Here is a 23315-nt window from a genome sequence, read left to right as displayed (position 1 = left end):
CGATGGGTGGCGGCGACGATTACGAAGGCGGGACGGTAGCGAACATCAACGTCACGCCGCTCGTCGACGTGATGCTGGTGCTGCTGGTGATCTTCATGGTCACCGCCCCGATCATCCAGCAGGGCGTGGATGTGCAGCTTCCCCAGGCTGGCGGCACGCAGCTCGAGGGCGACGACGTCGCCCTGGTCGTCTCGGTCACGGCGGACGGCAAGACCTGGCTCAACGACACGCAGATGGACCCTGCCAGACTTACGACCACCGTCTCGGCGATCGTGAAGGAGAAAGCACATCAGGTCGTCTACGTGCGCGGTGACAAGGGCGCCGATTACGGGAAGATCGTGCAGGTCATCTCCGCATTGAAAGGAGCGGGCGTCGACAAGCTCGGCCTGATCACCGAGCCCGGGGCACGCTGATGGTCGCGACCGCTCGCGAGCGGCCGCTGCCGGCCGGCGCGGCGGGCCAGCACCCGGCCGGCGCCGAGGGACGATATCCGCCCGCGCGGTCGGGAAGACATCGGCCCTCGCGACCCGGACGGATGGATCCTCGCCTGGCGTCCGCGCTGTGGTGGTCGTTCGCCCTGCACGTGCTGGTTGTGATCGGCGCGGTCCTGTTCGCGCTGTACGCCCCCGCTCCCACCATCTTCGAAGCGCCGGAGGGGCCCGTGGTCGATCTGGTCTCGCCGCGCGGCGACTCCAAGGTTTTCAAGGTCGGACCGCTCGCTACGCCGTCCGGTCGCAAGCCGCAGCCCACACCCGAAGCCGCGAAGCCGGAGCCTCCGCAGCCGACGCCGCCGAAGACACCGGAAACGCCGAAGCCTGCCGAGCCGAAAGCGGAGCCGCCCAAACCTCCCGAGCCCAAGCCCGAGCCCAAGGTGGAGCCGCCGAAACCTCCGGAGCCGAAAGTCGAGCCGCCGAAACCGAAACCCGACGCGCTTCCGGAGCCGAAACCGGAGCCTCCGAAAAAGGCCGAGCCGCCGAAACCGGAGCCTCCCAAGAAGGTCGAGCCTCCGAAGCCGGAGCCTCCGAAAAAAGTGGAGCCGCCGAAGAAGGTCGAGCCTCCGAAGAAGGTCGAGCCGCCGACGCCTCCAAAGAAAGTCGAACCTCCGAAAGTGGAGACGCCGAAACACGCGGAGCCGAAGCCTGTCGAGACGAAGCCGATCGAAACGAAGCCGGCGACAACCAGACCTGAGCCCGAGCATCCGGCATCGGTTGCTCCAGGGCCCGGTGCGGGTGCGCCCGGCGCCGGACGCGTAACCGAAGGCGGACAGTCCGGCGACCCGAACGGCGGTGGCGGCGGCGCCGGCAATCGCAGTCCGGAGTTCTATGCGTACTTCGCGTACATGTACGAGAGCATCAAGGCGCAATGGGTGTGGGCCGGAGAACAGGACGCAACTTTGGCGGCCACGGTTCGATTCAGTATACTCGCCGACGGCAGCATCGCGGACGCGCAGATTACCGAGCGTTCGCGCAGCTCGCAGTACGATGAGTCCGCGCTCAATGCGGTGCGCGCGACCGGAAGTCTTACGCCGCCTCCCGCCAGCGTCCGTGCCGATTTCGAGGACATCGAGCTGGTTTTCCGGGCAGGCGATCTGATGCAGCCGTGATCACCGTACGCTTGCCTCGCGAAGCGCGGTGGAACTCCTGGGGAGAGGTAGAGGTGGTGTTCACAAAGCTCCGACAGATTCGATTCTTTTTTGTGGCTGCAGTGGTTGTTCTCGCGGGCATGCCGGTCGCGCGAGCCGGTGCGGCGCCGCTGCGGGCCGAGATCACCAGCCCCGGAATGATGCGCGTGCCGATCGCGCTTGCGCCTCTGGCACCGCTCGGCTCGCCCGATGGAAAGCTCGAGTCCGAATTTGCCAGGGTCCTTGCCGGCGACCTCGAGATCTCCGGCATGTTCCGCATCATCGACCCGGCGTCCTACATCGACAGCGTGCCGCCCGGTCAGCTTTCCGCCGACAGCGTCAACTTCCTGAACTGGCAGACGATCGGAGCGCGCGGGCTGCTGTTCGGGCGTTACGAGCGAACCGGCTCGGATCTCATGGTCGAGGTCGCGTTCTTCGACGTGCCCGGCCACGCGATGCTCGGCGGCCGCCGCTTTCACGGCCCGCCGTCGGAAGTCGCCCGCATGGCCCACCGCAGCGCCGACGCGATCCTCGCTTTTACGACGGGCATCGAAGGTCCGTTCGATTCGCGCATTGCGTTCGTCTCCAACCGCGGCGGCTACGCGAAGGAGATCAACACGTTCACCTTCGACGGCGCGATCACGAAGATCACCAACCACCGCACCGTGACGATGGCACCGTCGTGGTCGAACGACTCGTCGTCGATCGTGTTCACGAGCTTCAAGGGCGGGGCGCCCTCTCTCTACAGCGTCGCGCTCGGCTCCAGGGTGGAATCCAAGCTGGCCACGAAGATGGGTCTCAACGTCGGAGGCGCATGGAAGCCCGATGGCAGCGCCATGGCGCTGGCACGCGAGGAGGGCGGCAACACCGACATTTACCTGCTGAACTTCGCCACCCAGAACCAGGAACGGCTCACCGACCACTGGGGGATCGACGTCGATCCGTCGTGGTCGCCCGACGGATCCCAGCTCGCGTTCTGCTCATCGCGCGGCGGCACTCCTCAGGTGTACACGATGGATCCGGGGTCGAAGGAGGCGAGGCGGATCACCATGTCGGGCAGCTACAATTGCGCGCCGGTGTGGTCGCCGAACGGTCGGATGATTGCTTACGCCGGGCGAGTCGGCCGCGACTTTCACATCTTCGTGGTTCCCGCGTCCGGAGGTGAGCCGCGTCAACTCACGTTCAGCGGCTCGAACGAAGATCCGACCTGGTCGCCCGACTCGCGCTTCATCGTTTTCTCTCGTGAACAGGGCACGGACCGCAAATTGTTCCTCGTCGACATCACAGGCCGATGGGAGCGACAATTGACCGCCGGTAGTGGGGATGATAGTTCCCCAAGTTGGTCGAAACGATTGGATTAGGGCGCAAAAAGCCTTCCAGCGCCCCGTTCGGAAATACAATTTACAGAGCGTCCACGGGGACGCAGGAGAGGATGAGCATGGGTCTTGGACGTGTGTGGATGCGGAAGCTCAGCGTGCTGAGCGTGGTGGTGGGGGCAGGCCTTGCGATCGGAGTGCTCGGAATGGCGAGTGGATGCTCGTCAAAGAAATCCGAAGACAGCACCTCCGACCTCACCGATGAAAGTCTCGGCGGCGGCGGCTCGGGGAGCCTCAGCCAGTTCAACAAGACAGGCCAGGCGGGTACGGGTGGACGTTTTGAAGACGTTTACTTTGCTTACGACTCCGCCGACCTCGACGGCGCCGGCACCCAGGCCACTCGCGCCAACGCGGATCTGCTGCGCAGCGAGAGCGGCAAGGTCGAGATCGAAGGCCATTGCGACGATCGCGGCACGGCCGAGTACAACCTTGCGCTCGGAGCCCGTCGTGCGAAGTCGATCCGCGATGCCCTCGTCGCACTCGGGATCAAATCGTCGCGACTGTCGACCGTCAGCTATGGCGAAGAGTTGCCGGTATGCCACGATGCGAGCGAGGCCTGCTGGGGCCGCAACCGTCGCGGCCACATCGTGGACCTGACCGAATAGGATTCGACCGCCGATGTCCCGTCCGAACCTTCCTGCTCTGCTCTGCACACTGCCGGTGGCGACGCTGGTCGCCGCCTGCAGCCTGCAGGGCGATCGCACAGACCGGCGCTACGACGACCTGCGCGGCCTCGTGCTCGAGCAAAGGCGGGCGATCGAAGACATTCGACGCGAGCAGGAATCCGTTCGCGCTGCCATCGACCAGCTTCAGTACGGCCGGCGGCCGGCTGCGGCGGGACGGCCGGTCTACGGACCGGGCGGTTCACCAGGCGGAGCGGATGATTCGTACTGGCAGAAGCCAACGGCTCCGATAGCGGAACAGCCGGAGCTTCCGGCTCCGCCGGGCTCGGACGCGAATCCCGGCCAGATCGCATCGGTGCCGCCGCCGCCCGCACCTCCTGCGCCGAGCCCTGTTTCAGAGCCCGAGAAAGCCACCGTTCCGCAGGATCTCGTCGGATCGACGTACGACTCGGCGATCCGCCAGCTCGCCAGCGGTGATCAGGACGAAGCCATCCAGTCGTTCCGCAACTTCCTGCATGAGAACGGCTCGTCGCCGTATGCCGACGATGCGCAGTTCTGGATCGGCGAAGCGTACTTCCGCAAAGGGCAGTACCACCGCGCGATCATCGAGTTCAATCAGGTCTCGATCAACTACGGATCCGGCGACCGTGCGCCGTCGGCGCTGCTTCGCCAGGCCGAAGCGTTCCGCATCGTCGGCGATCGCGTCGATGCGCGGCTGAGCCTGCAGAAAGTGATCAATCGCTATCCGGGCACCGGCGAGGCCGCGAAGGCTTCCAGGATGCTCACCGAGATCGGAGGATAGCGCCGCGGGCGACCCCTTCAGGATGAAGGTCCTCCGCAGTCTCGAGCGTGCCCGCGGGCTCCTGCGCCGCTCGGTCGTCACGATCGGAAACTTCGACGGCGTCCATCGCGGGCATCAGGTCATTCTCGAAAGACTTCGCTCCGAAGCGTCCCGGCGCGGTGCCAGCGCCGTCGTCCTCACGTTCGAGCCGCATCCTATTTCCGTCGTTCGTCCCGAAGCTGCTCCGCTCGGGATCATGACGCTGCCCGATCGTCTGCGCGCGATTGCCGCCGAAGGCGCCGACCTCACGATCGTCCAGCATTTCTCGCGCAGGTTTGCGGCGATCGATGCCGACGAGTTCATCCGCCGTTTCCTCGTCGAGATCCTGGACGCGCAGCTCATTCTCGTTGGCGACGACCTCAACTTCGGCCGCGACCGGGGCGGAAACGTCGCGACCCTAGCGCGCGCCGGCAAGGATCTCGATTTCGAGGTCGAGGTCGTTCCTCCTGTCCAGGTTGACGGCGTGGTTGCGCGCTCGAGTGCGATCCGCGAGCTGGTCACGGCCGGCGACGTCGCGGCGGCGGGTCGTCTTCTCGGACGACCGCACTTCGTTCGAGGGCGCGTCGAGCACGGCGCCGGACGCGGCCGCGGCCTTGGATTTGCCACCGCCAATCTCAAGCCCGAAACCGCTCTCGTTCCCGGCGACGGCGTGTTCGTGACCGTCGCGCGCCTCGGCCGCAGCCGCGTCGACAGCGTCACGTCGATCGGCACCACACCGACGTTCGGCGGCACCGAAAGAGCCATCGAAGCCCATATCTTTGCCGAGCTCGGCGATCTCTACGGCAAGCCGCTCGCGCTCGAATTTCTCGAAAAGCTTCGCGACCAGAAGCGTTTCGAATCGCCCGCCGCGCTCACCGAGCAGATCGCGAGCGACGTCGAGCGGGCCCGCAGCATACTCGCAGCTCGAAAGCGCGCATGACGCGCTTTCGCGTGATGACGTTCGCCGCTCCCGAGGATTCCGGCGGCGAGCGGCTCGACGCGTGGCTCGCCGGCCAGAGCGGTGCGCCGACCCGCTCGCAGATCAAGGTTGCGGCCGACGACCAGCGACTTCGCGTGGACGGAAGTCCGGTGCGCGCGTCGTACCGGCTGCGCGGCGGCGAGAGCGTCGAGCTATCAATCCCGGAGCACGATCCATCGGCCACCGCCGTGACCGGCGAGGCGATCGATCTGGACGTGCTCTACGAAGACGAAGAGATGCTGGCGATCAACAAGCCGGCCGGAATGGTCGTGCATCCTGCGGCCGGAAACCGTTCCGGTACGCTCGTGCACGCGCTTCTGTATCGCGATCCTTCGATTGCCTGGCCGGGTCAGCCCGAGCGCGCCGGCATCGTTCATCGCCTCGACCGCGATACGTCCGGCGTGATTCTCGTCGCGAAGAACGTTGCCGCGCTCGAAGCGCTCTCCAGGCAGTTTCGCGAACGCTCGATCCGCAAGACCTATCTCGCGCTCGTGCACGGCGCCGTGGCGGATAGCGGACGCATCGACTTGCCGATCGGGCGCCATCCGACCGAACGCAAGCGCATGTCCGTGATCGGCCGGCCCGCGCGCGCGGCGATTTCGGAATATCGTCCGCTCGAACGTCTCGGTGCGTTCACGCTCGTCGAAGTGCGGCCGTTGACCGGGCGGACCCACCAGATCCGTGTGCACCTTTCCGCAAAGGGTTTTCCGATCGTCGGAGACAGGCTTTACGGAGGGAAGACGAAAGCGGGCATCTCGCGTCAGGCCCTGCACGCCGCGGCGATCGAGCTTGCGCTTCCCGGCAGCGGCAAGCGCCTCACGATCCGGGCGCCGGTCGCGGGCGATCTCGCGGATCTCGTCGAAAGGCTGCGCCGCGAGGCGCCGCCGACAGGGCAGGCCGGAAAAAGATGAGTGCCGGCCCGGCACCTCACCTGCTCGGTCGAGGCACCGTTGTCCGGTAACGGAGGACCGAGCGGAAAGGCTGGTTGACTACCCTCGGACCTTCCATTAGCGTCTCCCCACACCGCACGGGAGCTCTTCCGTTCCACACCGCCTTGCGGCGATGCGACCGCCGCTCAAGCGAAGCATGAACCCGAAGTGCGGGCCTGCCTGATCCGAGGCAGCCCGACCGCGGTAAGTCCGCAAAGTCCCGAAAAGACCCGACGAACCGATGGCCGCCATGGCGGCCGATTCTCGGCGGGCCCGAGTCACGTACTCGGCCCCCGACAAAACAACAAAAAAGCGAGTCCGATGTCAGAACGCGGCGGCGAAACTGCCAGAGAAAGAAAAAGTGGGGACGAACGCTCCGGTCGCGGTCATCGCGACGGCGGCAAATCGCATGGACGTGGCCGCGGGGGCGGCGGCGGCGGTGGCGGTGGACAGGGAGGTGGAGGACAGGGCGGCCAGGGAACCGGCCGACTGCCCAAGGAAGACCTGGCGGCCGACGAGGCCCAGATCGCCGCGGCGGAAGCCTCGACGACCCCGACACTCGACCTGACCGAGCTCAAGAAGAAGACCGTGCGCGACCTGGCCGACGTGGCCCGCGACCTCGGCGTCGAAGGCGTGGCCGCGATGCGCAAGCAGGAGCTGATCTTCAAGCTCCTCGAAGCCCAGACCGCCAAGAACGGAAACGTCTACGGAGAAGGGGTCCTCGAGATTCTTCCGGACGGCTTCGGCTTCCTGCGCGCGCCGGATTCGAACTACCTGCCGGGGCCGGACGACATCTACATCTCGCCGAGCCAGGTGCGCCGCTTCGGACTTCGCACCGGCGACGTCGTGTCGGGACTGATCCGCTCGCCGAAGGAAGGCGAGCGTTACTTCGCGCTGCTCAAGGTGTCGGCGATCAATTACGACGCTCCCGAGCGTGTTCGCGACAAGGTCCTGTTCGACAACCTGACGCCGCTGTATCCGGACGCGCCGCTGCGGCTCTCGCACGATCCTGCCGAGTTCACGACGCGCGTGATCGACCTGCTCGTGCCGATCGGCAAAGGCCAGCGCGCGCTGATCGTCGCCGCGCCGCGTACCGGAAAGACCGTGATGCTGCAGCACATCGCGCACGGCATCGCGGAGAACAACAAGGAAGTGATTCTGATCGTGCTGCTGATCGACGAGCGGCCCGAAGAAGTCACCGACATGCAGCGCTCCGTCAAGGGCGAGGTCATCTCCTCGACGTTCGACGAGCCGCCGACGCGTCACGTGCAGGTGGCCGAAATGGTCATCGAGAAGGCCAAGCGCCTCGTCGAGCACGGCCGCGATGTGGTCATCCTGCTCGATTCGATCACTCGCCTCGCGCGCGCGTACAACGCGACCGTGCCGCCGAGCGGCAAGATCCTCTCGGGCGGCGTCGATTCGAACGCGCTGCGCGGTCCGAAGAAGTTCTTCGGAGCCGCCCGCAACATCGAAGGCGGCGGAAGCCTGACCATCATCGGGACCGCGCTCGTCGACACCGGTAGCCGCATGGACGAGGTCATCTTCGAAGAGTTCAAGGGTACCGGTAACTGCGAAATCCATCTCGAACGCCGCCTGATGGACCGCCGCGTGTTCCCGACCATCGACATCCTGAAGTCGGGCACCCGAAAAGAGGACCTGCTCATGGAAAAAGACGCCCTGACCCGCGTCTTCCTGCTCCGCAAACTCCTGACCCAGCTGAACCAGGTCGAAGCGATGGAATTCCTGCTCGGCAAAATGAAAGGCACGAAGTCGAACAAGGATTTCCTCGATTCGATGAGTCAGTGATCTGACGTTAGTGCCTCGGACACCGACGACCGTCCATAAGGGCCCATCTGCCGCGTTGGATTTCGCTTCGTTCGCTACAACGTACGGGAAGTACGCCTCCGCTCACTACGCGAAATCCGCCTTGCATCTGGACCCTTCTGAACGGTCGCGCCTGATTGAGACGCTCCCCGGGTCGGAACGTCGGCCTGTCCGGCCACTGGCGTGTCGCGTTGATTCCGAGAGGTCGCTCTGTTAGTTGGCCGGGGTTGCGCTTCATTTCGAGCGCAGCAAATTCGATCGCATCCCTCGCGTGGGAAAGGAACTTTAATGAGCCAAGTCACGATGAAACAGCTTCTGGAAGCCGGAGTTCACTTCGGACACCAGACCAGTCGATGGAATCCCAAGATGCGCCCGTACATTTTCGGCGCCCGCAACGGGATCCACATCATCGACCTCCAGCAGACGGTCAATCTTTTCCGGGAGGCGTGTGACTTCGTTCGCGAGGTTGCGGGCCGCGGCGGCTCGGTTCTGTTCGTCGGAACCAAGAAACAGGCGCAGGAAGCGATCAAGTCCGAGGCGGATCGCTGCAAGCAGTTCCACGTCAACAACCGCTGGCTCGGCGGCACGCTGACGAATTTCCAGACCATCAAGAAATCGATCGACCGCATGCGGCGCCTCGAGGAAACCCTCGGCGATCCGACCACCGCGGCAATGTACAAGAAGAAAGAGCGCCTGCTGATGCAGCGCGAGCTCGAGAAGCTCAACATCAACCTGGCCGGCATCCGCGAGATGAAGCGTCCGCCGGACGCGCTGTTCGTCATCGATCCGGACCGCGAGCAGATCGCGGTGGCCGAGGCCAACCGCCTGAAGATCCCCGTCGTCGCGGTCGTCGACAGCAACTGCGATCCGGACCGGATCGCTTACTGCGTACCGGGAAACGACGACGCGATCCGCGCGATCCGTCTGTTCTGCGGCGCGATCGCCGATTCGGTTCTCGAAGGACTCGCGGAAAGCGAAGCGCGCGGCTCGATCGCAGAGAAAGGCGACGGCTCGGTTCCGTTCGGCTCGCCTGGCACGCTCGGCGACGTGGTCGGCGCTGCCGGCGAGCAGACCTTCAGCGCGCCGACGTTCGACGCGAACTCCTTTGCACCAACCGACTTCGAGACGAGTCCGACCGAATGAACATCGACGCCAAGCTCGTCAAGGACCTGCGCGAACGCACCGGCGCAGGCATGATGGACTGCAAGAAGGCTCTTGCCGAGACCGAGGGCGACATGGAGCGGGCAATCGCCGTGCTTCGTGAAAAAGGCCTCGCGGGCGCTTCCAAGAAAGCCGGCCGGGTTGCGGCCGACGGCCTCGTCGGCGTATTCGCGTCGCCGGATTCGAAGACCGCGGTCCTCGTCGAGCTCAACTGCGAGACCGATTTCGTCGCGAAGACCGATGCGTTCCGCAGCCTGTTCGAATCGCTCGGCAACGCGCTGCTTGCGGCCGATGTCACGGAAGGCAACGCCGACACCGTCGCCGGCCTCGTCATGCCGGACGGCAAGACGGTTTCCGCGCTACTGACGGAAAGCATTGCGCAGATCGGCGAAAACCTCGGCCTGCGCCGCTTCTCGCGTTTCGCATCGGCGAACGGCGTGGTCGGCTGCTACGTTCATGCGGGCGGAAAGATCGGCGTGATCGTCGAGCTCGCCGGCGGCGACAGCCGCCACGTGGAGCTCGCCAAATCGCTCGCGATGCAGGTTGCCGCAGCATTCCCTCGCGTGATCTCGCGCGACCAGGTCTCTGCCGCCGACCTAGCCGGTGAGCGCGACATCTATCGCCAGCAGGCGCTGGCGTCGGGAAAGCCGGAGAAGATCGTCGACAAGATCGTCGACGGCAAGATCGACAAGTTCTACTCGGAAATCTGCCTGCTCGAACAGGAGTACGTTCGCGACGGGGACTTCCGCATCGACAAGCTGATCGCGAACGCCGCGAAGGAAACCGGCTCGAATCTTTCGGTCGCCCGCTTCGCGCGCTTCCAGCTCGGCGAAGGCATCGAGAAGAAGCAGTCGAATCTCGCGGACGAAGTGGCGCAGACGATCGGCCAGAGCGCCTGAACCCAAAGGCCCTTCCGATGTCGGACGCCGGCACGAACAACCATCGTTACCGCCGGGTCCTTCTCAAGCTCAGCGGAGAATCGCTCGCGGGTGAAGGCGAATCGGGGATTTCTCCGACCGTCGTCAGCCAGATCGCCGGGGAGCTGCGCGACGCGCAGGCTCTCGGCTGCGAGCTTGCCGTCGTGGTCGGCGGCGGCAACATCTTCCGCGGCCTCAAGGCCGCCGAGATGGGAATGGACCGCGCCACCGGCGACTACATGGGCATGCTGGCCACGGTGCTCAACAGCCTCGCGCTGCAGGATGCGCTCGAGAAGCTCGGGGTCGCGACGCGCGTGCTGAGCGCGCTCGAGATCCGCGAGGTTGCCGAGCCGTACATTCGCCGCCGGGCCACGCGGCACCTCGAAAAAGGCCGCGTCGTGATCTTTGCCGCCGGCACCGGCAACCCGTTTTTCACGACCGATACGGCCGCGAGCCTGCGCGCCGTCGAAATCGGCGCCGACGTGATCATGAAGGCTACCCGCGTCGACGGGGTCTATTCGGCCGATCCGGAAAAAGACCCGTCGGCGACCCGCTTCGAGACGCTCACGCACTTCGACGTGCTGCAGCGGGGGCTTCGGGTGATGGATACGACTGCGATCTCGCTGTGCATGGAAAACAAAATGCCGATCCTCGTGTTCGATATGATGCGCGCCGGAAATATCGTACGGGCTGTCTCGGGTGAGAGAATCGGCACGATCGTCTGCGGCTGATCCCGGCTCGGGAAGGCTCCGGCAGGCCACGGAGGCTGACGCCGGTGAAGCAGCTTGAACGAGCCGACTGAGCGCAGTCAGATGGTGCGCCGGCGCAATCCAGCCGGGGAACGAACATGATCGACGAAATCCTCAAGGACCTTCGCTCGCAGATGCAGGAGACGATCGCGTCTCTGCGAAAAGATCTCGCGCGCATCCGCGCGGGCCGCGCGACCCCGGCGCTGCTCGATCACGTCTTCGTCGACTACTACGGCAGCTCGACGCCGCTCAACAAACTCGCGACGGTCTCGGCGCCGGAGCCGCGGCTGCTCGTCGTGCAGCCATTCGACAAGAGCACGGTCGGCGCGATCGACAAGGCGATCCGCATCGCCGATCTCGGCCTGTCGCCGGTCAGCGACGGCAACCTGCTTCGCGTTCCGATCCCCGAGCTCAACCAGGAGCGCCGCAAGGATCTCGTCAAGCAGCTCAAGAAAGACGCCGAGCACCACAGGGTTTCGGCGCGCAACCATCGCCGCGATGCCAACGAGCTCCTGAAGGAAGCCGAGGCAGAAAAGGAGATCTCGCAGGACGACCACCGGGTGGCGGCGGACAAAGTCCAGAAGCTGACCGACGAGACGATCGCGCAGATCGACGAGATCGCCAAGGTCAAAGAACACGAAATCATGTCGGTCTGACGTGCGCGCTGCGGCAATCGAACCGAACAAAGCCGGATTGCCGCGTCACGTGGCGATCATCATGGACGGCAACGGACGCTGGGCGACCCAGCGCGGCCTGTCGCGCGTCCAGGGCCACCGCCGCGGCAAGGAATCCGTCCGCGAGATCGTCGAGACCGCGCGCGAGATCGGGATCGAAGTCCTGACCCTCTACGCGTTTTCCACCGAGAACTGGGAGCGCCCCGAGCGCGAAGTCGGCGCACTGATGAACCTGCTGCGCCGCTACGTGCGCAGCGAGCTCGGCAAGATGATGCGTCACGGCATCCGGCTGCGCGCGATCGGCAACTTGCGCCGTCTTCCGAAGGATGTCCTCACCGACCTTCGCGCCGCCGAGCACACGACGCGCACCAACACAGGCATGACCGTTCAGCTTGCCGTCAGCTACGGCGCGCGCGAGGAGATCGTCGCGGCCACACGGCGCCTCGCGCGCCGAGTCCGCGACGGCGAGCTCGCGCCCGAAGACATCGACGAAGAGATGTTCTCTTCGTCGCTGATGACAGCGGGCTTGCCCGATCCCGACCTTCTCATCCGCACGAGCGGCGAGATGCGCCTGTCGAACTTCCTCCTGTGGCAGGTCGCCTACAGCGAAATCTACGTGACTGACAAGCTGTGGCCGGATTTCCGGCGCCCCGAGTTCCTGGCCGCGCTCGAAGACTACAAACGCCGCGAGAGGCGCTTCGGCAAGACCGCGGCACAGGTTGCGCAACAGGCGGCGCCGGTCGCGCAACAGGCGGCGCCGGTTGAGAAAGAAGCGGCGCCGGCCGCGCGCGCACGGCAGGAGGCCTGAATGCTCCGACAGCGTATCCTGACTGCAATCGTCGCGATTCCGCTGCTGAGCTGGCTGATCCTGCGCGCTCCCTCCGGAATCTATTCGCTGGTCGTGCTCGCCTGCACGCTGGTCTCGCTGCTCGAGCTCGCCGAGATGCAGAAGGTCAAGATCCAGAGCGCGAAGATGCTGACGGCCGGCGCGGGCATGGCCATTGCGCTGTCGATGCTCGTCGATTCGTCCGGCGCGACGCTGTCGGCGGGGATCGTCGTGGCGCTGATCGGCGTGCTGCTCGGCACGCTCGCCACTGCCGAAGACATGAATCTGAGCGTCGTCGGCGCCGGCGAAATCCTGTTCGCGGCGCTGTACGGAGGCCTGCTGCTTCCGCACCTGCTGTGGCTGCGCAACATCGATCACGGTCCGGGCCTCGTGTTCTTCGTGCTCGCGACGGCGATGGCGAGTGACGCCGGCGGCTACTTCGCGGGGCGCGCGTACGGACACCGGAAGCTGTGGCCGACGGTCAGTCCGAACAAAACGGTCGAAGGCGCGGTCGGTTCCGTCGCCGCGGCCGTGGTGATCGGAACGCTGTTCCAGCTGATCCTCGTGCGACGCTTCGGCTTCGTCGAATCGATGCTGGTGACCGCGATGATGTCGGTGCTGTCGCAGCTCGGCGACCTGTCGGAGTCGATGATCAAGCGCGCGTACGACGCCAAGGACTCCGGATGGATCATTCCGGGGCATGGTGGGGTGCTCGATCGCACCGACAGCATGATCCTCCCGATCGTCTTCATATATTACTATGCGAGCCTCGCCTGGGCCTGAGCCTTCGCCGCCGGCCGATTCCTGATTTCTTGTGCCGCCCTGCGCGGTGTAAAAAGGACCCTATGGCTTCAGGCAGTCTTCTGGCCGCAATCCTCGTACTTGCGGTCGTCATTTTCGTCCATGAGCTCGGTCATTTCCTCGTCGGCAAGTGGTGCGACGTCGAAGTCCGGGTCTTTTCGATGGGTTTTGGGCCGACGGTCTTCGCCAGGCAGTTCGGCGAGACGGTCTACCGCGTGGCGCTGGTGCCGCTCGGCGGCTACGTGCGCATGGCCGGATACGAAGAGGAGGGCGGGGACGCGGCCGACGCGCCCGCCGATCCGAAGCGCGGATTCACGGTAAAACCGCTCTGGCAGCGCGCGGCGATCGTCGTCGCCGGCCCGGTCATCAACCTGCTGTTCGCGGTCGTCGTGCTGACCGGCTGCGCGCTTGCCTACGGCGTCGCGGTGCCTTCGAACAAGGCAACCGTCGATGACGTCGCGACCGGCAAGCCGGCCGCTGCCGCGGGCCTTCGCCACGGCGATACGATCGCAGCGGTCGACGGCAAGACGATCTCCACGTGGGACGACCTCGTGGCCGCCATCCTCGCCAGCGGCGGCAAGACGCTCCATCTCGACGTGACCGACGAAACGGGCAGCAGCCGCAGGGTCGAGATCACCCCCACTCTCGCCGAGCAGCACGACGCGTTCGGGGAAGTCATTCCGTCGGTCTGGCAGGTCGGCATCAGCCGCGGGATCGATCTGACGCCGATCGGTTTCGGCGGTGCGTTCCTCTCGGCTGTCGAGCGCACCTGGTACGACAGTACGATGATCCTCAAGACCATCGGGCGGCTCATCCAGGGCCGCATCTCGGCCACCGACCTCGGCGGGCCGATCCTCGTCGTGGCCGAGGCCAGCAAGCATGCGCAGTCCGGGCTTCAGCCGCTGCTGCTGTTCATGGCGCTGATCAGCATCAATCTCGGGGTCGTGAACCTGCTTCCGATCCCGGTGCTCGACGGCGGTCATCTCGCGTTCATGGGCATCGAGGCCGTCCGCGGCCGGCCGCTGTCGCTGCGCGTGCGCGAGTACGCGCTCGGCTTCGGCATGATGCTGATCGGTGCGCTGATGCTGTTCGTGATCTTCCACGACATCGTTCGAATCGCGACCGGGTGAGCACAGCCGTCCAGCTTCTCCTTGCCATCGATACGTCCGGCGCCGAGGCCGGCCTGGTGCTTGCGGACGTCGGCACGGGGCTGTCCGTCGATCCGGCCGTGGCCGGCGGCGCCGGGATCGATGTCGCCATGCTTCCGGCCGATCGCGGATTCTCGCGCACAGAGGACCTCGCCAGCCACGCATCTTCCCTGCTGGCGCGGCGCGGGTGCGGTCCTCAGGATCTCGCGGCCGTCGCAGCGGTCGTTGGTCCGGGCTCGTATACCGGCCTGCGCTCCGGGCTCGCGTTTCTGCGCGGCCTCGCATTCTCGGAAAGCCTGCCGGCCGTTTCGGTCGGGGCGCTCGAGCTGCTCGCGTGGCGCGCGGCTCGGCCAGGCGAGACGGTGATCGCCGTCTGGCCGGCGGGAAAAGGCCGTTCGCTGGTTGGCGTGTACCGGTGCGGCGACAACGAAATCGACGAGATCGTCGAGCCGGAGACGATCGACGACGGCGAGGTTCCCGGCCGCGTCGTGTCGCTTCGCGACCGCGGCACGATTGCCGTTATTCCCTCGTCGGCCGTCGGGCTCGCGCCCTCCTCGTGGTCGGCGTCCGCGGACCTCGCTGCGGTGGCGCACGCGGCAGGGATCGAGCTGCGCGTGCCTGCGCCGGAGTCGTTTGCGCGCCTTGCCGTTCTTGCCGCGAGCCGGCTGCGCGCCGGCAAAGTGACAACCACCGGCGCACTGCTTCCCGTCTACGTCGGACTGGCCGCGATCCGGCCCGCGCCGAATGTCCGGAACGTTTCGATGACTCGTGAGTAACTCATTGAAAAGACTCGTTTTTCCGAGTCGCATCCATTTGACAACCGGACGAGGCAGAACTAACGTTCGCGCCCGCTGCGCAAGCAAACGCCCAGGAGAACGCTATGGATCCACGTGACGAAGAATTGGTGAAGTCGCTTGCCCCCGAACATGCGGAACTTCGACGATCCTACGAGAGGCATGCGCAACTGAAGGCCGAGGTCGACGATCTGACCCAGCGGCCGCACCTGACGACCGAAGAAGAATTGCATCGTCGCGAGCTGCAGAAGCAGAAGCTCGTCGAGAAAGACCGCATCGCGCGCTTCCTTGGCGAATATCGCCAGCGCGGGCAGGTTTCTTCCGGGTCCTGATCGCAGAGCCCGACCGAATCATTCGCGAGCTGAGTGCCCCCGGGCCGATCGCGGCCGGGTCATGGGGACGCTTGTTCCCTCGCAAGGAGTCCAACCGATGAACGAATCGCCGAAGCACACGATATCCATACTCGTCGAGAACGAGTTCGGCGTGCTGTCGCGCGTATCGGCCATGTTCAGCGGCCGTGGATACAACATCGAAAGCCTTTCGGTGGCCGAGACGCTCGACCCGTCGGTTTCGCGCATCACGCTGACCGTACGCGGCGACGCGTCGGTGCTCGAGCAGGTCACCCGGCAGCTCTACAAGATGGTTTCGATCATCGGCATCGTCGACTTTCGCGAAGGCGAATACGTCGAACGCGAGCTCGCGCTGATCAAGGTGGCATTCGGCAGCGCGACGCGCGCCGAAGTGATGAACATCGTCAATATCTTTCGTGCCAACGTCGTCGACGTCGGCACCAGCGTCTGCATCATCGAAATTACCGGTGCGCAGGAGAAGATCGACGCGATGCTGCGTCTTCTCGAGCCGCTCGGAATCAAGGAAATCGCGCGCACCGGCAGCGCGGCGCTCTATCGCGGCGAGCGCCTGCTCGCGTTCGATGCGCCCGCCGCCCAGCCTGAAGGAGTCAAGGAGAACCTCGGATGAAGATTTACGACAAGAGCGAAGCACAGCTCGAAAAGATCACGTCAAAGACCGTCGCGGTTCTCGGATACGGCAGCCAGGGGCACGCGCATGCGATGAACCTGCGCGACAGCGGGGTCAACGTGATCATCGGCCTGCGTGCCGGCAGCGGATCGGCGGCCAAAGCCGAAGCGGCCGGCTTCAAGGTGTTCCCTGTCTCCGACGCCACTGCAAAAGCGGATGTCGTGATGATGCTCGTGCCCGACGAGCTCGCCGGCGAGCTGTATGCGGCCGAGATCGGACCGCATCTGAAGAAGGGCGCGTACTTTGCGGTGGCGCACGGTTTCAACATCCATTTCAAGAAGATCGTTCCGCCGGCCGACTCGGGCGTGTTCATGGTCGCACCGAAAGGCCCGGGACATCTCGTGCGCAGCGAGTTCGCAAAAGGCATGGGCGTGCCGTGTCTGCTCGCAGTCCATCAGGACGGCCCCGGCGATACCGAAGCGGTCGCGCTCGCCTATGCAGCCGCGATCGGCGGAACGCGCGCAGCGGTGATCGGAACGACGTTCCGTGAAGAGACCGAAACCGATCTGTTCGGCGAGCAGGCAGTCCTGTGCGGCGGCCTGACCGAGCTCATCCGCGCCGGATTCGAGACGCTCGTCGAGGCCGGCTACGCACCGGAGATGGCGTACTTCGAGTGCCTGCACGAGACCAAGCTGATCGTCGATCTTCTGTACGAAGGCGGCATCGCGAACATGCGCTACTCGATCAGCAATACCGCCGAGTACGGCGACCTTACGCGCGGCAAGCGCGTGGTCGGCAACGAGACGCGCGCCGCGATGAAGCAGATCCTCGGCGAGATCCAGTCGGGCAAGTTCGCCGACGAGTGGATCACCGAATACAAGTGCGGCCTGCCGCATTTCCACGAGCTGCAGAAAGAAGGCGAGAACCATTCGATCGAGAAGGTCGGCGCCAAGCTGCGCGCACTGATGCCGTGGCTGCAGAAGGATCGCCTCGTCGATCGCGCCAGGAATTGATCGGTCCAATCCAAACTGGGCTTGCCGGGAGAACCCGCTGGTGAAGTTCGCTGCGGAAGGACGCACCGTCGCGACGATCGCGGCCGCCGCTGCGGTTGCGGCAGGCGCCGTCGCCGCCGCTTCGCTGAGCATCACCTGCGGGATTGCCGTATTCGTCGTCGCGGCCCTGCTGGCCGTCGGCGTGCTGCTGTTCTTTCGCGATCCCGACCGCACCGCGCCGAACGATCCGTCGGCCGTCGTCAGCCCTGCCGACGGCCGCGTGGTGTTCGCCGAGAGCGGCGCACCACCGCATCGGTTCTCGAACGGGTCGAACGTCAAGATCGCCATCTTCATGTCGCCGCTCGACGTGCACGTGAACCGCTCGCCGGTCGCCGCGTCGCTCGTCAAAGCCGATCACCGCTCCGGCAAGTTCGGCGCGGCGTACCGCTCGGATGCCGGCGACATCAACGAATCGAATTCACTGCTGCTGCGAACGGCGGCCGGTGCCGAGGTCGTGGTCGTGCAGATCGCGGGCTGGCTGGCGCGCCGGATCATCTGCCGCGTCGAGCCGCCGGCTCGTCTGGCGCGCGGCGAGCGATTCGGCTTGATCATGTTCGGGTCGCGGGTGGATGTTTATCTGCCGCCCGAGGCCAGGCTTGCGGTCAAGGTCGGACAGACGGTCCGCGCGGGCCAGACGACGCTCGCGCACCTCGAGTCGGCCGCCGGAGGAACATCGTGAGACCGAGACGACGCGGCACCAGGCTCGCACTTCTGCAGGACTCGGTTCCGCGCCGCGGCATCTTCCTGCTGCCGAATCTCATCACGTCGATGGGGCTGTTCTGCGGCATCTACTCGCTCGTGCAGACGATGCAGAGCAACTACGCGTCGGCTGCGCTCGCGATCCTTGCCGCGCAGATCTTCGACAGCCTCGACGGGCGCGTCGCGCGCATGACGAATTCGACGAGCCGCTTCGGCATCGAGTACGACTCGCTCTGCGATCTCGTATCGTTCGGCGTCGCTCCCGGACTGCTGATCTACAAATGGGCGCTGATGCCGTGGGGTGTCTGGGGCTGGTCGGCCGTCGGCCTTTACGTGATCTGCTCGGCGATCCGCCTTGCGCGATTCAATCTTCTGATCGGACGAGTCGACACCGGATTCTTCCTCGGCCTGCCGGTGCCGGGCTCGGCGGCCATGCTCGCGTCGGTGGTGCTGATGTATCGCTACGTCGGACGCTCGGGCCTTCCGCCGAAGCACGTGGCGCTGCTGCTGCTGACCTATGCGCTCGCGCTGCTGATGGTCAGCACGGTACGCTACACAAGCTTCAAGAATCTCAAGCTGCACGGGCGCCAGCCGCTTTCACGGCTCGTCGTGGCGGTCCTGCTGCTCAGCTTTGCGCTTGCCGCGTACCAGCCGTTCATCTTCATCGGCATCTCGATCTACGTCGCGTCGGGGCCGCTCATGGCGCTGGTCTCGTGGAGAAAAGGCGAGCCCGCGTTCGGCGATCTCGGTCACGACGACCCGCTCGACAAGGATCCGCTTCGCGATCACGGTTGACACCCGACACCGACCACGGATAGGGTTGCCCCCGATGTTCCGCTCCTTCGAAATTTCCAGCGCGCTGCTGCTCCTTAGATGCCCGTCCGGGGCTTCGGCGGTGGTGTAGCTACGGCGACATCCCTTCGAGCCGCGGGCGGGAAGCAAAACCGAAACCCGCGGACGAGAAGACTAGTAAAAGCCGCGGGTCCCCGCGGCTTTCGTGTTTCTGGCCAGTGTGGGATCCGCCAACAGCGTACTGGAGCGTGCAGCAGGCACGCCCGGAACTGAGCGTAGCAGCAGCCGCCCGGCATGCGGGCACGCACGGAGAGAAGTGATGAGCGACCACAACGGCAACGACGACTGGGTACGGATTTTCGATACGACACTGCGCGACGGCGAGCAGTCGCCCGGCTGCACGATGAACGTCGACGAGAAGCTGGTGATCGCGCGCCAGCTCGAAGCCCTCGGCGTCGACGTGATCGAGGCCGGCTTCGCGGCCGCGTCGCCCGGCGATTTCGAAGCGGTGCGCGCGGTGGCGCACGCCGTCACGGGCCCGGTCGTGCTCAGCCTCGCGCGCCCGCGTGAAAGCGACATCGAGCGCGCGCTGGCTGCAGTCGATGGTGCAGCGAAGCCCGGCATCCACATGTTCATCGCAACGTCCGACCTGCACCTGGAGCACAAGCTCAACATGAGCCGCCAGGAAGTCATCGACGCCGCGGTCTGGGCCGTCGAGCGGGCGAAGAGGCACGTCGACTACATCGAGTTCTCCGCCGAGGACGCATCGCGCAGCGACACCGATTACATGATCCAGGTATTCGGCGAGGTGATCCGGGCCGGAGCGGTCGTCTGCAACGTGCCGGATACGACCGGTTACGCGGTGCCCGAGCAGCTGCGCGCATTGTTCCACGCGCTCAAGACCCGCACGCCTGGCGGCGATCGCGTGATCTGGAGCACGCATAACCACAACGACCTCGGCCTCGCGGTCGCGAACTCGCTGGCCGCCGTCGAGGGCGGCGCGCGCCAGGTCGAGTGCACGATCAACGGCATCGGCGAGCGCGCCGGCAACACGTCGCTCGAAGAGGTCGTCATGGCTCTCGATACGCGGCGTGACCATTTCGGCGTCACCACGCGCGTGAAGACGAAGCAGATCTATCCGGCCAGCCAGACGCTGTCGAAGACGATCGGCGTGGCGATCGCACCGACCAAGCCCGTGGTCGGAGCCAATGCGTTCGCGCACGAGGCCGGCATCCACCAGGACGGCGTCATGAAGAACAAGCTCACGTACGAGATCATGCGGCCGGAGTCGGTCGGGCGGCTCAGCAATTCGCTGGTGCTGGGCAAGCACTCGGGCCGGCACGCGTTTGTCGGGCGCCTGCGCGAGCTCGGCATCAACCTGGAGCACGTCGACGTCAACGATGCGTTCGCGCGCTTCAAGGACCTCGCCGACAAGAAGAAGGAAGTCTACGACGAAGACCTGTTCGCGATCTGCGCCGAAGACACCGAGGATGAAGGACGCTTCGAGCTGAGGAACGTGGAGGTCGCGTCGACCATGCACGGCTCGCCGCGGGCCAGCATCGAGCTCGCGATCGCCGGCGACGTCAGGCGCTGCACGGCGGAAGGCGACGGCATCGTCGATGCGTGCTACCGCGCGATCAAGGAGGCGACCGGCCTCGACCCCAAGCTCGAGAGCTACCAGGTCAAGGGCATCACCGGCGGCACCGATGCCATCGGCGACGTGAGCTGCTTCGTGCGCGAAGATGGAATCGGCGTGCGTGGCCACGGCGCGCACACCGACGTCGTCATGGCGAGCGCGCTCGCGTTCGTCGACGCGCTCAACCGCCTCGAAAGCCGCCGCGCCCGCCTGCGCGGCGACTCAACCTCGGCCGCCGCAACCGTCGGCCCGTAGGAAAAGGGGACAGGTACATTTAAAATTTCGCTGAAGATTCGCGGAATGGTTCGCGGCGAGTGGAACCTGGCGCGGAAAATGTACCTGTCCCCATTTAAATTCCTCAGCAAAATCGATGCGCGTACGTGGGACAGTCGAGTATCTGGGAACGAAGTGGGCGGGCTGGCAGCTTCAGCCGGATCAGCCGACGGTCCAGGGTGAGCTCGAGCGCGCGCTCGCGATCTTCACGCGCAGCCCGGTTCGCGTGCATTCGTCCGGACGCACCGACGCCGGCGTGCACGCGAGCGGCCAGGTGATCGCATTCGATGTCGCCGACGACACCGATCTCGAGCGCCTCTTCCTTGCCGTCAACGCGCTGACCGACAAGAGCATCTCGATCGTCGACCTGGCGCGCGCCAATGATGCATTCGATCCGCGCCGCCACGCACTGTCGCGAACCTACGAGTACACGATCGTCAACGCGCGCCCTCCGTCGCCGTTCCTGCGCGACCGCAGCTGGCACGTCATCGCCCCGCTCGACCTCGAGCAGCTGCAGCGGCTTGCACGAATGCTGGCCGGCGAACACGATTTTGCCGCGTTTCGTGCCGCCGATTGCGAATCGCCGAGCACCCGGCGATTCGTGACCGAAAGCGTCTGGACGCGCGATGGTGCCGTGTACACGTACCGCGTGTCCGCCAACGCATTCCTGAAGCAGATGGTGCGAACGCTGGTCGGGTCGATGGTGGACGTGGTCGTCGGCAAGCTCGACGAGGAGACGTTCGTGGAGTTGCTGGGCGGCGGGTCGCGCATGCTCAACGGTCGGACGGCTCCCGCTGCCGGCCTCTCGCTGGTCCGCGTCGAATATCCGCCCGAGCTCGAGCACGCATGAAAATCGGGGACAGACACCGATTTCCGCAAATCCGTGTCTGTCCCCGATTTCGATTTTGTGTCAGCCTTGCGCAGCCACCGACCAGTCGAGCATATCGCGCCTATTTCTGCTTGCCGCGGAACGCCATGGCGAGCGAGTAGCTCGACGACGGCGGCGAGTCATAGACGTCCGCCACCCACGACGAGCACGCCATGCCTTTGCCCGTCGAGAGTACTCTCGCCGAGCCGATCGCGATGAACATGTCGGTCACCGAAACCGGGTTCGTCGAGAAGTACGACGACTGAACGTTGTTCTGCGTGGACATCACCCTGGTTCCGCCAGGCGGGACCGTGACCGCAGCCGTCGCTTCGTCGTTGCACGGGTCACCGCCGTCGTCGACGAAGATTCCGACAGTCATCTGGACGGCCTCCGACGACTGGTTCGTGCACGAGAAGAACGTCGCGAGCCCGGCCGCGTTGACCACGCCGGAAACCGTCGCGACGAGCGAGGCCTTTCCAGTGGAAAGGGTGGGAAGCGGACTGTCGAGCGGGCCGGCCGAGGCACGCTCCGCCAGAAGAACCGAGGCAACTGCGAGAATCAGATTTTTTCTCATGGTGTTCACCTCAGTGCTCGAAGTTCGTATGCGGGTCACTGGAAGTTCCGGTGCTGGCGGTGATGTCGCCGACACCGACGGCGCTGACGATGGGACCCCAAGAGTTCGCGCCGCTGAGCGCGTAGCCAGGGACTCCCGGGGGAGTTGCGACGGCGTTGCAGATCACCAGGCAGCGCGACGTCGTGTTCTCGAGCGTGATCGCGGTGCTCGACGAGCCCGGACAGTGGTTGTCATCGACGATCACGCGCGTGGCCGATCCCGAGATGATGATGGCCTTCGTGCACCGTCCTACGTAATTTTCCTCGAGCGTCACGTCCGAGGCGGCTATCTCTACGCCGGTGACACAGTCGCTGATGTCGTTTTCCGCGACGACACTGCTGTGCTGGCCGCTGGTCGACGAGACGTACAAGCCGATCGGGCAGCTGCAGACGCGGCTGTTGATGATGACTCCGCCCGCGGCACCGAGCTCCATGCCGGTGCCGTCGTTGTTCAGCACGAAGTTGTCCTCCATGGTGCAGGGGCCGGGCGAGTAGAGCCCGCCGCCCGTGCTGTCGACGACCGCGCATTCCTCGAAGATGCTGTCGCGACCGGCCGCGAGCCGGCCATGCGTACAGGCGAGCACGCTGCAGTCATCGAACGTTCCGGCGGCACCGAGCGTCGCCGCACCAAGCCCGAGCGGGTTCGAGCTGGAATCGCAGCGATGAAACCACAGCTCTTCGCAGTAACAGTACGCCGAGTTCGACAGGTCGATGCAGGTGTGCTGCCAGTCGACGAAGCCGGCGTCGTAGATCCCGATGCATTGCTGCGCGCTCGGCGTCCGGATGCATTCGAGCGTGCCGGGCACGCCGCGAAACAGGAAGCCGTCGCACTCGATCTCGACGTTGTCGCAGAGAATTTCGATGCAGGCTTTCCCCGATTCACCGTCGATGTTGCCGGTCATGTAGTAGACGCCTTCTTCGGTGATCGAAAACTGCGCAGTCACCGTGGACGGGCAGCCCGTGATCGCCTTGCGTGCTTCGCCGACGGCCTCTTCGTCCGGTGCGATCTTGCTGGAGAGATCGCGCATGGTCGGTCCCGTTGGACCGAGCGGCCCCGCGTCGCCGCAACCCGCGGCTCGAGCCGTTCGCGCGATGGCCAGTGCGCCCGCTGCGCCGATACCGGCCAGAAGCATTCGTCGTTCACGATCGTGTGCCATGGTCCC

Annotated in this window: 25 protein-coding genes; 23 read left to right on the top strand and 2 right to left on the bottom strand. The window is 65.3% G+C overall.

Going from position 1 to position 23315, the window contains the following annotated elements:
• Positions 1 to 2 precede the first annotated feature (2 nt).
• The 23 genes from tolR to truA all read left to right on the top strand — a co-directional run bounded on the left by tolR (position 3) and on the right by truA (position 21522).
• Positions 3 to 413: a protein TolR gene (tolR, locus tag VN634_15290; GenBank protein ID HXC52248.1), complete on the top strand. Its 411-nt coding sequence runs from the start codon at positions 3 to 5 to the stop codon at positions 411 to 413.
• A gap of 122 nt (positions 414 to 535) precedes the next feature.
• On the top strand, positions 536 to 1603 hold the full coding sequence (locus tag VN634_15285) for a TonB family protein (protein HXC52247.1): 1068 nt from the start codon (positions 536 to 538) through the stop codon (positions 1601 to 1603).
• A 92-nt stretch (positions 1604 to 1695) separates the two neighbouring features.
• Positions 1696 to 2982 (top strand): Tol-Pal system beta propeller repeat protein TolB, encoded by a 1287-nt coding sequence (gene tolB / locus VN634_15280; GenBank protein HXC52246.1) that lies wholly within the window; start codon positions 1696 to 1698, stop codon positions 2980 to 2982.
• A gap of 77 nt (positions 2983 to 3059) precedes the next feature.
• Positions 3060 to 3602, top strand: coding sequence for an OmpA family protein (locus VN634_15275; GenBank protein HXC52245.1), 543 nt, complete (start codon positions 3060 to 3062; stop codon positions 3600 to 3602).
• A gap of 13 nt (positions 3603 to 3615) precedes the next feature.
• Positions 3616 to 4422 carry a tol-pal system protein YbgF gene (gene ybgF / locus VN634_15270; protein HXC52244.1) on the top strand — a complete coding sequence of 269 codons (807 nt, stop codon included), beginning with the start codon at positions 3616 to 3618 and terminating at the stop codon, positions 4420 to 4422.
• Positions 4423 to 4444: 22 nt separating this feature from the next.
• Entirely contained in the window at positions 4445 to 5380 is a 936-nt protein-coding gene (locus tag VN634_15265) for a bifunctional riboflavin kinase/FAD synthetase (protein ID HXC52243.1), read from the top strand.
• Positions 5377 to 6330: an RluA family pseudouridine synthase gene (locus tag VN634_15260; GenBank protein HXC52242.1), complete on the top strand. Its 954-nt coding sequence runs from the start codon at positions 5377 to 5379 to the stop codon at positions 6328 to 6330. The genes VN634_15265 and VN634_15260 overlap by 4 nt, the downstream gene beginning before the upstream one ends.
• Positions 6331 to 6669: 339 nt before the next feature.
• Positions 6670 to 8154 carry a transcription termination factor Rho gene (gene rho, locus VN634_15255; GenBank protein ID HXC52241.1) on the top strand — a complete coding sequence of 495 codons (1485 nt, stop codon included), beginning with the start codon at positions 6670 to 6672 and terminating at the stop codon, positions 8152 to 8154.
• A gap of 321 nt (positions 8155 to 8475) precedes the next feature.
• Complete coding sequence (rpsB, locus tag VN634_15250) at positions 8476 to 9315, top strand: 30S ribosomal protein S2 (GenBank protein HXC52240.1); 840 nt, start codon at positions 8476 to 8478, stop codon at positions 9313 to 9315.
• Positions 9312 to 10232, top strand: coding sequence for a translation elongation factor Ts (tsf, locus tag VN634_15245; protein HXC52239.1), 921 nt, complete (start codon positions 9312 to 9314; stop codon positions 10230 to 10232). Before rpsB ends, tsf begins: the two co-directional genes overlap by 4 nt.
• 17 nt (positions 10233 to 10249) lie before the next feature.
• The gene (gene pyrH, locus VN634_15240) at positions 10250 to 10981 is read left to right on the top strand and encodes a UMP kinase (GenBank protein HXC52238.1); all 732 of its coding nucleotides are present in this window, start codon (positions 10250 to 10252) and stop codon (positions 10979 to 10981) included.
• Positions 10982 to 11097: 116 nt separating this feature from the next.
• Positions 11098 to 11655, top strand: a complete 558-nt coding sequence (frr, locus tag VN634_15235) for a ribosome recycling factor (GenBank protein HXC52237.1) — start codon at positions 11098 to 11100, stop codon at positions 11653 to 11655.
• A 1-nt stretch (position 11656) separates the two neighbouring features.
• Positions 11657 to 12481: an isoprenyl transferase gene (locus VN634_15230; GenBank protein ID HXC52236.1), complete on the top strand. Its 825-nt coding sequence runs from the start codon at positions 11657 to 11659 to the stop codon at positions 12479 to 12481.
• Entirely contained in the window at positions 12482 to 13282 is an 801-nt protein-coding gene (locus VN634_15225) for a phosphatidate cytidylyltransferase (GenBank protein HXC52235.1), read from the top strand.
• 62 nt (positions 13283 to 13344) lie between these two features.
• Positions 13345 to 14430 (top strand): RIP metalloprotease RseP, encoded by a 1086-nt coding sequence (rseP, locus tag VN634_15220; GenBank protein ID HXC52234.1) that lies wholly within the window; start codon positions 13345 to 13347, stop codon positions 14428 to 14430.
• Positions 14427 to 15224 (top strand): tRNA (adenosine(37)-N6)-threonylcarbamoyltransferase complex dimerization subunit type 1 TsaB, encoded by a 798-nt coding sequence (tsaB, locus tag VN634_15215; GenBank protein ID HXC52233.1) that lies wholly within the window; start codon positions 14427 to 14429, stop codon positions 15222 to 15224. Before rseP ends, tsaB begins: the two co-directional genes overlap by 4 nt.
• Before the next feature lie 104 nt (positions 15225 to 15328).
• Positions 15329 to 15574, top strand: coding sequence for a YdcH family protein (locus VN634_15210; protein ID HXC52232.1), 246 nt, complete (start codon positions 15329 to 15331; stop codon positions 15572 to 15574).
• 97 nt (positions 15575 to 15671) lie between these two features.
• A complete protein-coding gene (ilvN, locus tag VN634_15205; protein ID HXC52231.1) occupies positions 15672 to 16220 on the top strand; it encodes an acetolactate synthase small subunit in 549 nt (182 codons plus the stop codon).
• Positions 16217 to 17233, top strand: a complete 1017-nt coding sequence (ilvC, locus tag VN634_15200; GenBank protein ID HXC52230.1) for a ketol-acid reductoisomerase — start codon at positions 16217 to 16219, stop codon at positions 17231 to 17233. The genes ilvN and ilvC overlap by 4 nt, the downstream gene beginning before the upstream one ends.
• A 40-nt stretch (positions 17234 to 17273) precedes the next feature.
• Complete coding sequence (locus tag VN634_15195) at positions 17274 to 17951, top strand: phosphatidylserine decarboxylase (GenBank protein ID HXC52229.1); 678 nt, start codon at positions 17274 to 17276, stop codon at positions 17949 to 17951.
• Positions 17948 to 18766, top strand: coding sequence for a CDP-diacylglycerol--serine O-phosphatidyltransferase (gene pssA / locus VN634_15190; GenBank protein HXC52228.1), 819 nt, complete (start codon positions 17948 to 17950; stop codon positions 18764 to 18766). The genes VN634_15195 and pssA overlap by 4 nt, the downstream gene beginning before the upstream one ends.
• A gap of 316 nt (positions 18767 to 19082) precedes the next feature.
• The gene (locus VN634_15185; GenBank protein ID HXC52227.1) at positions 19083 to 20654 is read left to right on the top strand and encodes a 2-isopropylmalate synthase; all 1572 of its coding nucleotides are present in this window, start codon (positions 19083 to 19085) and stop codon (positions 20652 to 20654) included.
• A 115-nt stretch (positions 20655 to 20769) separates the two neighbouring features.
• Complete coding sequence (gene truA, locus VN634_15180) at positions 20770 to 21522, top strand: tRNA pseudouridine(38-40) synthase TruA (GenBank protein HXC52226.1); 753 nt, start codon at positions 20770 to 20772, stop codon at positions 21520 to 21522.
• 100 nt (positions 21523 to 21622) lie between these two features.
• Here truA and VN634_15175 read toward each other — a convergent pair whose 3' ends face one another.
• A complete protein-coding gene (locus VN634_15175; protein ID HXC52225.1) occupies positions 21623 to 22114 on the bottom strand; it encodes a hypothetical protein in 492 nt (163 codons plus the stop codon).
• 10 nt (positions 22115 to 22124) lie between these two features.
• Positions 22125 to 23309 (bottom strand): right-handed parallel beta-helix repeat-containing protein, encoded by a 1185-nt coding sequence (locus tag VN634_15170; protein HXC52224.1) that lies wholly within the window; start codon positions 23307 to 23309, stop codon positions 22125 to 22127.
• Positions 23310 to 23315 lie beyond the last annotated feature (6 nt).

The sequence above is a fragment of the Candidatus Limnocylindrales bacterium genome (assembly GCA_035571835.1).
Classification (GTDB): Bacteria; Desulfobacterota; Binatia; order UBA1149; family CAITLU01; genus DATNBU01.
This window is presented reverse-complemented; position numbering and strand designations above follow the sequence as displayed.